Source organism: Brasilonema bromeliae SPC951, assembly GCF_012912135.1.
GTDB classification, from domain to species: Bacteria; Cyanobacteriota; Cyanobacteriia; order Cyanobacteriales; family Nostocaceae; genus Brasilonema; species Brasilonema bromeliae.
This window is the reverse complement of the sequence record NZ_QMEB01000232.1, coordinates 1-10,922: the sequence shown is the minus strand read 5'-3', so window position 1 is coordinate 10,922 and position 10,922 is coordinate 1. Positions and strand designations below refer to the sequence as shown.

Annotated in this window: 9 protein-coding genes; 5 read left to right on the top strand and 4 right to left on the bottom strand. The window is 40.5% G+C overall.

Features of this window, described 5'->3' with window-relative positions; genetic code table 11:
- Both DP116_RS23240 and DP116_RS23235 read right to left on the bottom strand, forming a co-directional pair.
- Nucleotides 1-2,841, bottom strand: a 2,841-nt coding sequence (locus DP116_RS23240) for an NACHT domain-containing protein (protein ID WP_169157423.1), incomplete at its 3' end; no start/stop codon positions are given.
- A gap of 150 nt (nt 2,842-2,991) precedes the next feature.
- A complete protein-coding gene (locus DP116_RS23235; protein WP_169157424.1) occupies nt 2,992-3,669 on the bottom strand; it encodes a Uma2 family endonuclease in 678 nt (225 codons plus the stop codon).
- A 298-nt stretch (nt 3,670-3,967) separates the two neighbouring features.
- Between DP116_RS23235 and DP116_RS23230 the strand changes: the two genes are divergently transcribed.
- Together DP116_RS23230 and DP116_RS23225 are read left to right on the top strand one after the other, a co-directional pair.
- Nucleotides 3,968-4,291 carry a phasin family protein gene (locus tag DP116_RS23230; protein ID WP_048872036.1) on the top strand — a complete coding sequence of 108 codons (324 nt, stop codon included), beginning with the start codon at nt 3,968-3,970 and terminating at the stop codon, nt 4,289-4,291.
- A gap of 80 nt (nt 4,292-4,371) precedes the next feature.
- Complete coding sequence (locus tag DP116_RS23225; RefSeq protein ID WP_169157422.1) at nt 4,372-4,899, top strand: FKBP-type peptidyl-prolyl cis-trans isomerase; 528 nt, start codon at nt 4,372-4,374, stop codon at nt 4,897-4,899.
- A 254-nt stretch (nt 4,900-5,153) separates the two neighbouring features.
- Here DP116_RS23225 and dnaB read toward each other — a convergent pair whose 3' ends face one another.
- The gene (gene dnaB, locus DP116_RS23220; RefSeq protein ID WP_169157421.1) at nt 5,154-6,509 is read right to left on the bottom strand and encodes a replicative DNA helicase; all 1,356 of its coding nucleotides are present in this window, start codon (nt 6,507-6,509) and stop codon (nt 5,154-5,156) included.
- A 1,372-nt stretch (nt 6,510-7,881) separates the two neighbouring features.
- Here dnaB and DP116_RS23215 point away from each other — a divergent pair.
- A complete protein-coding gene (locus DP116_RS23215; protein WP_169157420.1) occupies nt 7,882-8,397 on the top strand; it encodes a KGK domain-containing protein in 516 nt (171 codons plus the stop codon).
- Between the two features lie 85 nt (nt 8,398-8,482).
- Here the strand turns inward: DP116_RS23215 and DP116_RS23210 are convergent, their stop codons facing one another.
- Nucleotides 8,483-9,184 (bottom strand): YdcF family protein, encoded by a 702-nt coding sequence (locus tag DP116_RS23210; protein ID WP_169157419.1) that lies wholly within the window; start codon nt 9,182-9,184, stop codon nt 8,483-8,485.
- 101 nt (nt 9,185-9,285) lie between these two features.
- On the opposite strand from DP116_RS23210, the gene DP116_RS23205 reads away from it, so the two are divergent.
- On the top strand, nt 9,286-10,446 hold the full coding sequence (locus tag DP116_RS23205) for a sensor histidine kinase (RefSeq protein ID WP_211173463.1): 1,161 nt from the start codon (nt 9,286-9,288) through the stop codon (nt 10,444-10,446).
- Nucleotides 10,443-10,898 (top strand): response regulator, encoded by a 456-nt coding sequence (locus tag DP116_RS23200; RefSeq protein WP_169157417.1) that lies wholly within the window; start codon nt 10,443-10,445, stop codon nt 10,896-10,898. Before DP116_RS23205 ends, DP116_RS23200 begins: the two co-directional genes overlap by 4 nt.
- Nucleotides 10,899-10,922: the final 24 nt, after the last annotated feature.

Sequence of the window (10,922 nt, the reverse complement as noted above, 5' to 3'; positions counted from 1 at the left end):
AGTAGCACGAGTTTTGAGGAAGGCTAAAGTCTGGGCGTCATCTTTGTAGTTGCTGACTAATGCTTCGACTGCTGCACTTCGCACACCTGAACTATCATCAGCAGTAGCACGAGTTTTGAGGAAGGCTAAAGTCTGGGCGTCATCTTTGTAGTTGCTGACTAATGCTTCGACTGCTGCACTTCGCACACCTGAACTATCATCAGCAGTAGCACGAGTTTTGAGGAAGGCTAAAGTCTGGGCGTCATCTTTGTAGTTGCTGGCTAATGCTTTGACTGCTGCACGTCGCACACCTGAATTATCATCAACAGTAGCGCGAGTTTTGAGCCAGGCTAAAGTCTGGGCGTCATCTTTGTAGTTGCTGGCTAATGCTTGGACTGCTGCATATCGCACATCCCAATCATCATTATCAGTAGCGCGAGTTTTGAGGATGGCTAAAGTCTGGGCGTCATCTTTGTAGTTGCTGGCTAATGCTTCGATTGCTGCACGTCGCACAAACGAATTATCAGCAGTAGCGCGAGTTTTGAGGATGGCGAAAGTATCAGCGTCATCTTTCCAAGTTGTTGCAATTGCTGCAACTGCTTCGGTACGAATTTTCTGAACGAGTTTTCTCTCTTCCTCATCTTGCCTGGGATCGTAATAATAATTTAAGTCGTATTTGGTTAAGTCTTTAAAGCGGTTTAGTAATTGCTGAGCAGTTTTTGCAATTACCGTTCTATTCCTCACATCAGAAAGACACTTAGTCGCCAAAAACAAGTTGCTAAATTTCTCCGACTCGCCATTTTGCACCATTAAATATTCCAAAATTTCCCCAACAAACTTCGGCTCAATCATTCCTGCAATCAGCCGCAAGACTTCATGCCAAGTTTCATCATGCCAGTGTTTGCCAAAAACTTGCGTCTTGAGTTCTTCAATTCCCAGCGATCGCGTCTCTTTAAACTGCCAGACAAATTCCCAAGCGCAGAAATATTCCAAAAATGTCCGATGAACAAAAGCATAATAATCCGCACCCAGGAAACATAACATAAAGTTGCGAGTCCGCAGTTGATTTATCATCACCCTCGCAACTTCTCTAGCTTTGTCAACTTCTATGGTTTTTAAATACTCAGTCAGAATCCTTTCTAAATCATTCGCACTTATCAAATTGCCTGCCAAACCTTTCTCACTAGTTTGCATATGGTAAGCAACTTGACGCAACATTGCTTGCTTATCTTTATAATCTATTGTTTTTGGATCTAACCTCTTATCTTCCACCAAAGCACGTTCCACATCCCACTGATGCAGCAGCACCCGCGACGCTTGATTATAAAGTTCTGGTCTGTCTCTTGGCAATTCTTGGTTACGATTCAAAATTGCCATCATCGTTAACAATAAGGGATTTCCTGCAAGTTCTGCTATCGAGTTTGACGTGTCAATGGCTCTTTGTAGTCGCTCTTTTTTTCTCTCTCCATCAATCTTGTCAGTAAAAGTGTCAGAATGCCAACGATTGATAAAATCCTGAATTTGTTCTGGTTCTAAATCTTGCAGCATGAAATGCTTAAACTCAGCATCTCGCAGCCGTTGCGCTTTATATCCAATCACGCGAGAAGTGACAATCACCTGCACATTGGGATACTCATTAGTGAAGCGATGAATATCTGTAATCACATCTTCGCGCCTACCAGGATCAAAAACTTCATCCAAACCATCAAACATCACCAAGGCGTTACCAGCCTTGAGTTGTTCCTGCAATTGATGCTGATTGAGGTTCTGAATGACACCGCTACATTTATGGAAGAATTCCAGAAAATTATTGCATTCTTTGTCCTCCCGTCGCCGCATATAAGCACGTAACTCAATCAGTAACGGAATTGGCAGATGATTTTTCTTATGAAGCTGATCAAGTGTTTGTTCTACCCAATCTAATGCAAGGTACTGCAACAATGTAGATTTACCTGAACCTGGATCACCCAAAATCACTATATATTTATAGTTCTGCTTGTCTTCGACAATATCTTTAACTGAATAAACTTTTTGTTCAAAATAATCTCGCTTGTGACGTTCTAATTCTTCTATTGCAATTTCTTCTGCTTCTAGTTCGTTCTTTTCTCGCAGTCGTCGGAGATGTTCTTTGGGGAGTTCGTGAACTTGTGGTAAGACTTGGTGAACTTCTCGCACGTTTTGAGGAATAAAGATTCGCCATAGCCGCAATTCGTTATAGGCGTAACCGCTGGTATCTATACTATCTAGTTTTATATTGGCGTAGCGCTCGCGAATTGCTTCTTGATATTGTTTGAAATTGAAGTCGGGTATAATGCCAGCAGTCTCTGTTGTGTTTTTTTCAATTTTTTCAAGATTTTTGGAATCTAGAATTGCTCTCAGTTCAGATGAGTCTTGAATAATCGCTTTGACTTTTTTAACGTAACGCTTACCAAGCTTTGTCCAATCAAATTTCCTTGGCAAATGTAACAATTTCTTTTCGTTCCAAAGAGTTTGTAAACTTCTTGTATCTAGTTCATTACATTCATCCTGAAAAGGAGTTCCCAGGATTTCTTTAACTTTTTCATCTTTCAGAAATTTTTGTAGCGGTTCGTTATAATACTCCCTAATTTCGTTATCAGGAATATCAGCATCTTCTAATTCTTGCTGGACGAGTGACAAAAACTCTTTAAGTGCTTTCCCAGCAGCAATATCTATTTCTTCCTTTTTCAGTTTCTGTAAAATCTGGCTGGGGATAGCTTTGAATACATCTTTGAGTATATCTTTTAATAAATCTTTGCCTAAATCCTGGGCAAATTGTTTCATTACTGGTTGGAAGAGAAATCCAACAGCAGTACTAACTCCCCAAGCGGTTAAAAAGTCCATAGGCGTAATACTCTTGTTTGCCAAGCTCTTGACTAAGAGTATATACACCAGCGTCAGTCATGTTTCCTGAGTTTAAGGTAATTTTAGCAATCGGACAACTCAAGAAATGCGATCGCCTTAACTAACCTTAACTCAAGAAATGCGATCGCCTTAACCAATACTCTCCGGATCTACTCCTAACTCACGCAATTTTTCTGCCAGCCTTCGTGTTCGTTGTTCTGCTGCTTGAATACGTTCTTCTGGCGTGGGGTAACGTTTCCCTTGCTCATTGTACCAATAAAGCCACTCTCGCGTTACGCCTCCATAAGTCCCGCGTTCACAACCAATTCCTAAACCAACTTCCGGTAGCCAAACAGGGTTTCCCTCTTGCAATTCATACTTATCATCCACTAACCGATGCACTTCCAAACGTGGTTTGCGGCGACGCCGGGAAGAGTAAATCACATAATACAACACACCCAGCGCTGCATATTCTTCTTTTTTCGTGCTGTATTCTTTGCGATAATTTTGAGAAACAACTTCTAGCACTAAAGTCGGGAGAACGTTTTCGTCCCATAGGACATAACTTGGTCGTAATTCCTCATCATAAACTCGCTCTACCCCCAAACTCAAAAACCCATCTGGCACAATTGCCGGTTTATCTGGGTGATAATAAATACCCATGTCTATGCCAAAAAACCAGTCCATGCGTTCTGCCCATAGTATCAGCAGTATCGCTTTCAGCAAGCCTGGTATCAATTCTTGCAATTCGTTATCCACAGGAGTATCGTCAGAGTCGGGTAATTCTTCGGCAGAGGGTAAGTACTTCGGCAGGTTAAACTCTAACATGACTGGTTTTCCCCCAGAACTGACTAAAATAGCGATTTCAAATTTCATTCAAATTTAAGAATAGTGGGTAATTCTCGCCTGCTTATTTCTGCGGAAATTTCCGCACTTGATACTCACTTGACTGTTTGTTCGGGCGGAACTTTCACCTAAAATTGTTCGATTATCACACTTTTGATCCTTTGTGTGTGTTTGTCAGAATAGAGGTGTAGTCTATATTAATTATCCTTGCACCATAGATCTATAGGGTAGATTTATGAGAAAGGGACGTTTGATTTGAAAAAAGTGATAGAAAGGGATTATGGACAACAACAACTGGATGAAGCAGTTATTAACGATAGGTCTTGGGACAACGTCCTTGGTAGCAGATAAACTGCGGGAAGTCAGCGAGCAACTTGTTAAGGATGGTAAGCTTGATCCCGAGCAAGCAAAAGCGGTTATGGATGATATGGTACAGCAGTTGAAGTCGGAGCAGGGAAATTGGGATTCTAATATGCAACGACAACTGCGGAATATGTTACAGGATTTGGGGGTGCCTCGTCAGTCGGAAGTGGACGAACTCCGTGGTAGAATTGACCGTTTAGAGCGTCAAGTGCGTGATTTAGAAAATAAGCTTTGGCGTTAAGGGTCGCTTTGTGATTTAAACTAAGTTTTGTCCTACTGGTTATCTTACATTTCCAAAATACTGAGTAGGGAGGATGCATTTTGAAAGCGATTTTACTCAGCATGGGCTTCATGCTGGCTTGTGTTTTGGTTTTGGTATTTGCGCAAATTAGCGGTAACAAACAAGATATCGCTGTTGCGACCCAGTTGACCGAAACAACTCCAGCACCCATTCAGGTACAAGAAAACAATACCCTTATTGCGAGCAAAAAAAATATGTCTGAAGCCAATGTCGTCACCACGCCCTCTGGACTTAAGTACACTGAGTTAAAAGAGGGGACTGGGGCGACTCCTAAAACAGGACAAACAGTTGTAGTTCACTACACCGGGACTTTAGAAGATGGTACTAAGTTCGATAGCTCACGCGATCGCGGTCAACCCTTTAGTTTCAAACTAGGTGTTGGACAAGTTATCAAAGGCTGGGACGAAGGACTAAGTACTATGAAAGTAGGTGGTCGTCGTCAATTAATTATACCTTCAGACTTAGGTTATGGTGCTCGTGGTGCTGGTGGTGTCATTCCACCCAACGCTACTTTGATTTTTGATGTGGAGTTGCTGAAAGTTCAGTAATAATTCATAGTTAGTAGTTTGTTGTTAGTTATTAATCATAACTATTGATAACAAACCCTTGGTTATTTCATTCTTCCGAAATCTACCTGGAACTCAAGTCCCACACCGAGTACCTTAAGTCAGTTAAAACCGACTTTTATTGTATTTAGTCCGTTTTAACGGACTTCGGCTATTAGCCCGGAAATTTATTTCCGGGTGAACATGCATAAAATAAAATAGTTCTGAATAACTTACCACGAACTACTCATTCATTTTCAATAATTATTCGGTCTGGCAAAATTTTTAAACTTCGTCAATTGTGGGTCAAACAAGAGTTTAACAGTACCTGTTGGACCATTGCGGTGCTTAGCTATGATCACCTCAGCAATTCCTCTATCTGCGGTATCGCTGTTATAGTAATCATCTCTGTACAACATAATAACTAAATCCGCATCTTGCTCAATACTTCCACTTTCTCTCAAATCAGATAACATGGGACGCTTGTTCGTACGTGATTCTACTCCTCGACTCAACTGAGAAAGAGCAATCACTGGGACATTTAATTCACGCGCTAAACCTTTAAGATTTCGGGTAATTTTTGATAATTCTTGCACGCGGTTATCGCCCGCTCCTTCCATTAATTGCAAGTAATCTATAATAATGAGTCCTAGTTCTGTATTTAATTCTGTTTGCAAACGCCGGGCTTGACTTCGCATTTCTGTGACTGTAATATTTGGCGTATCGTCAATATGAATTGGCATATCAGAGAGCATACCAATCGCACGGCTTAAGGGTTCCCATTGAGTTTGGCTGATGCGTCCACTCCGCAAATAACCAGTTTCAATTCCCGCCTCACTTGCTAACAACCGCTGCGCCAGTTGTTCTTTTGACATTTCTAAGCTGAAGATAGCAACTGGTAATTTATATGAAGCAGCAATGTTATGAGCAAGATTGAGACAGAAAGCGGTTTTTCCCATTGATGGGCGACCAGCAACAATAATCAAATCAGAACGTTGAAAACCGCTCGTCATACCGTCTAAATCATAAAAGCCGCAAGGAATTCCTGGTAGGGCGATACCTTGATGGCGAGTTTCAATATCTTGGAAAGTATTAATCAGGGTGTTAGAAATGTGAACCAGACCAACTTGGGAACGTTCTTGAGTGATGCTGAAGACTTTTTGTTCTGCTTCATCTAAAACAGTTGGTAACTCAGTTTCTGTCTGATAACCCAGATGGACAATTTCATTACCACCTTTGATTAACCGACGCCGCAGGTATTTTTCCATAACTAAATCTGCTAAGGCGTCGATATTAACGGCTGACACTGTACGATCTACTAATGAAATTAATTTATTTCTACCGCCAACACGGCTTAGCATATCGTGGTCGTTTAGCCAATTTATCACTGCAAGCAAGTCTGTAGGTTTACCTTGAGTATGTAACCTGACAGCGGCTTGATAGATATCTTTATGAGGGTTTAGATAAAAGGCTTCTGGAATGAGGCGATCGCTCACTCTACTCATCGCTTCCGGATCTAGCAAAATCCCCCCCAATATCGCTTCTTCCGCCTCAATGTTTTGGGGAGGGAGGCGATCCATACCATGACCTTGAAAATTAAGTTCTTCAGACATAAATAAGTTGAAATTTGAGATTTGACATTATGATTAAATTTTTACTCTTATAAAGTAAAATAGAGATTTTCAATATGTGTGCTGTTTGAACCGTCTCTACCCGTTGAGATGAATAACTGCTATACAAATAAATATTGAATGCGTGGGGTTCGTTAATGTAGTGTAACGCACCATTTTAGGAGTGTGTGAAGATAGCAAAATTAACAGAAATTCAAATATGCTCATACCTGTTTGAAATAAAAACCCCAAACTATGCACAACAGGATATTTCCCTGCTGTTAGTTCGACAGCACTTTTGCAACGCGTTAAACTTCTTCACAAGAGGATGTTTGGAAAGTCTCATTGAGTACACAAAATTGTCGTAGATCTGAACAGCACCTCCTCAACAGGGGGAGCGTAAGCGCCCTTGGAGGTTCCCGCTTTGAGTGCGACTGGCGTCGCGCAACGCCCGACAGTCGGTGCATGTGGCGTCCCGTTGTAGCACTAGCCGTGGATTTAGAGGGATATCGAAGATCCACGTATTTAAAACAATACTTCTAAAACATCCTCAACAGAGTGAATATAGCGCTTGGTGGTGTTGGGTGCAATACACACGGAGCTAGTGAAAGTACATGCACTTTCACATTGTGTGATTCAAATGAGAACCGCTATATTTTCGTCAGTTATCAAAAAGTTATTTCTTCAATAAAAATTAAATATTAAATAACAATAGAGTAATTAGCTTAATTTATGCTTATGTCATGTTTTGATGAAACTAGACAAAGATATATATTTCCTTTTTACACAGTAAATACACTGAACGTTTGTCATTTATCTAAGAAAATATACGGGATATTTTTATCATAATTTTTTTTTAAATCTTGAATATACAATAATGATGACTACTTCAGTGTGAAAGTCTGAAATCAATAATTGAGTATATATAACAACTTTTACAATATGACCTGTCTTTACATTCCAACAAGAGGAAATAAGTGTAAATATTTACATCTTTTGTTAGGAAAATCTATTTCTCACAAGACTTTAATTAAGTTGAATAGTATAGTAAAATATGAAAAAATGTAGTTTTGAACACGCAATCTACGCAGAAAAATAAAGTAAATTAATTGTCTATATTCGTCTGTCTATCCTACCCTACTCTACCCTAGCCAGCGGTAAGCAGCGCTCCCCGCGTCTACAGTCCTATGGCTGTTCTTTCAGTCACCAGGAGGCGGTAAACCCGCCACAGAGGGCTGTATCACCGCCTTCTAGGCATCTACCATGTACTTTATTTGACGAAATTCAATTTTGTGGCAAGGATTGTAAGAGAATCTCAAGAACTCGGGATTAGTAAGGAGGTTATTTTAACATGTTGAGTAACCAATTCCAGCGATTGGAACAAGAGGATGATGTTCTTTTTTTAGGAGATAAAATTTTTAATGCAGTTCAAATAGTTAAAAAAGTGCTTGAATATTTTGAGCCAAAGGGAAATGATTTAATTTTTTCGTGTCAGGACAAATTTGTTAAAAAATACTTCAAAAAGAGGAATATTACAGGCATATTTAATCGAGTTGAGTGGGAATTCTCCCTGAAACCGGAAATCCAATGTGAACTGCTTGTTCCTAATAACAATGGTAGACAAAAAGGGAAACTTGAAATTAGAGTTACTTTAGAATTTTCTCCCTTCAAAAAACAATTTTCCTCTGTCAAGGATGGTGGGAGTCTATCTCATTCTCTATCAATCACAGATAGTAAGACTTCAGAAGATTTTGAGATAAAAGTTTCCTTAGATTTCTATCCTGAGGAAAGGTTGCTAGAGGGAATTTATCACCAAGAAAGAACCACAGAGTCAGAATTGAGAATATTCCCTACGGACACGCTGCGCGTAAGTCCCTTTGGGACACGCTGAGTCGCAAGTGCATACTTTGAACACGTAGCGTCTCCCTAGGAAATACAGAAGGACTTTTGTACGACTCGCTTACCCATAGCTGTGCTTAAAGAGGATAACTGATATCTCTGTTATCCTCGATATGCTGTTTTTGCAGGTTAAAATTTGCCGAGTTCTTAACTTTCGCGACAGGTGGGTTTTTCTGTTGAGGTAAGTTGTGTTTGAGAAAGTCCCCTCGCAAACCGTAGCTAACTAATCCCATATACTCATAAAACATGAGCATTGCTTTTTTGGTCGGAGTGAATTCAGATGGTATGGGACTTGTATGCGACATGACTTCAAAGCCCACACTTTTAAAAGTGAGTCGCGAACGCAACATGTGTGGAGAATCCGTGACTAGCAGAATTTGCTTGATTCCCCGTGGTTGTAAGATTGATGCGGTGAACAGTGCGTTTTCCTTGGTGGTTTGAGAACAGTGTTCTTCTCCTAACGCAGTATCAGGAATACCTTTTGCTTTGAGTTGTTGGACAATTTCAGAACCATCTCCTAAACCACTGGCAAAAATGAATGGTGCGCGATGATTCCTCCACAGTTCAGCTACAACCTCAACCCTTGAATCTCTAAATGGTACCCCCCGTCCGAGTACAACAATTGCATCTGCGGTTGTACCAGGATCGGGGGGAATAAAAGTAACTAATCCTTTTTTGGCGACAGCGATGGTGAGTGGAAAAGTAGCAGAAAAATAAACCACGAGTAACACAGTTCCCAAACCACTCCAAAAACGCTTCCACCGCAGGCGTGGAATCATCCAAGGTAAAATGTCATAGAGAAATTCAAAGGGAATACTCTACTCTAGTTTTTAGTATCTTTTAGGCAATCTTTGCTGCTTTGCTTGCCATGAAACTGAATATGTTCTCTTCCCCATCATTCTGCACGATTTTGCGTTATGTCGAGTGGGTGATGATGATTGGAGTGACTTTAGGTTTTATACTTGATGGAATGTTTCAAGTTTCAATCACAACAACTTTACAAGTTTTTTTCTGTCTTTGTGGATATACTTGGTTAAGTTTAGTCTTTCCAATTTACCGTCCGCTTTGGCAAAGGCAAGCATATGTCCTTTCCGGAATTATATTAGCACTCTTCATGAGGGTGACAGGAATTGGAATCGAATTATTTCTCTACTTGTACATTGCTAAAAGCTGCTTTTTACTGAATCGAAAAAATCTGATATTAACTGTTATATTCACTGTTCTTCTTGGAGTATTAACCTTTGTTTTGGCACTTCCTGAATATGTTCAATTGAATTCAGCGTTATGTGTCAATCTAGAAGAGCACAAACAAATTCAACAGATGATTTTGAGCTATCTATCAGATAATCTCGTCGTCACTGTCTTCATAATTGCTTTTAGTTTTATGGTGATTGTAGAACAGAAAAGTCGAAAACGTGCCGAAGCTTTAGCTGAGCAAGTGGAAACCCTAGCAACTACACTAGAACGCACTCGGATTGCACGCGACATTCACGATTCTCTAGGACATAGTCTAACGAACCTCAACAGTCGGTTAACTGTCGCCCAACAAAAACTTCGACAACACGATATTGATGGAGTTTGTGAAGTTGTAGATACAGCTCAATTTTTGGCGAGTCAGTGTATTGAGGATGTCAATCGCTCGTTGAAAATGATGCGTCAATCGGATTTTAATCTCAATCAAGCTTTAACGACTCTGCTCGAACAGCTTCGCCACAATCAAGCTTTGAGCGTCCAATGGGAGATTAACTTACCACAACTGTCATTGCAAACTAGTCATCACATTTATTGTATAGTCAAAGAAGGACTAATTAACATTCAAAAGTATGCTCATGCTTCTGCGGTTCGTTTTCGAGGTTTGTCTACGCCTGAAGGTATCTTGATAGAACTAGCAGATAATGGTCAAGGGTTTGATCCAAAAATACCCCATTTAGGCTTAGGATTACAAGGTATTGAAGAACGAGTTCAACTATTGAGAGGTCAATTAACCATCAATAGTACTCCAGGTTCAGGTACGCAGATTCAAATCATACTTCCGTTATGATTCGCCTTTTAGTTGTTGATGATCAGGATATCTTTCGCCAGGACTTAGCCACACTATTATCAGCTTCAGCGGATTTGGATGTAGTTGGACAAGCGAGTCATGGACGCGAGGCGCTCGCCCTCACGCAACACCTCCAACCTGATGTTATTTTGATGGATGTCCGAATGCCAGTTTACGATGGAGTGACGGCAACTCGTGAGATTATTCAGCGTTATCCTTGGATACGGATATTAGTACTCACGACATTTGATGATGACGAGTATGTCTGGCAGTCACTACAAGCAGGGGCACTTGGTTACTTATTGAAACACACTCCAATAGAACAAATTGTAACAGCTATTCGTTCAGTTTATCTGGGATACTGTCAACTTGGACCGACGATTGTTCCGAAAGTCGTTGCTCAGTTGAAACCCAATCCCTCACGCCCAAAAGATGATTATTACTATTTATAGTGGGTGAGATGAAAACCCTGTGGC

What these genes read in the sequence shown, in the direction of transcription:
- DP116_RS23235 (WP_169157424.1), bottom strand. Translation starts at nt 3,669, where the DNA reads ATGTTAGAGTTTAACCTGCCGAAGTACTTACCCTCTGCCGAAGAATTA.
- DP116_RS23230 (WP_048872036.1), top strand. Translation starts at nt 3,968, where the DNA reads ATGGACAACAACAACTGGATGAAGCAGTTATTAACGATAGGTCTTGGG.
- dnaB (WP_169157421.1), bottom strand. Translation starts at nt 6,509, where the DNA reads ATGTCTGAAGAACTTAATTTTCAAGGTCATGGTATGGATCGCCTCCCT.
- DP116_RS23210 (WP_169157419.1), bottom strand. Translation starts at nt 9,184, where the DNA reads ATGATTCCACGCCTGCGGTGGAAGCGTTTTTGGAGTGGTTTGGGAACT.
- DP116_RS23205 (WP_211173463.1), top strand. Translation starts at nt 9,286, where the DNA reads ATGTTCTCTTCCCCATCATTCTGCACGATTTTGCGTTATGTCGAGTGG.
- DP116_RS23200 (WP_169157417.1), top strand. Translation starts at nt 10,443, where the DNA reads ATGATTCGCCTTTTAGTTGTTGATGATCAGGATATCTTTCGCCAGGAC.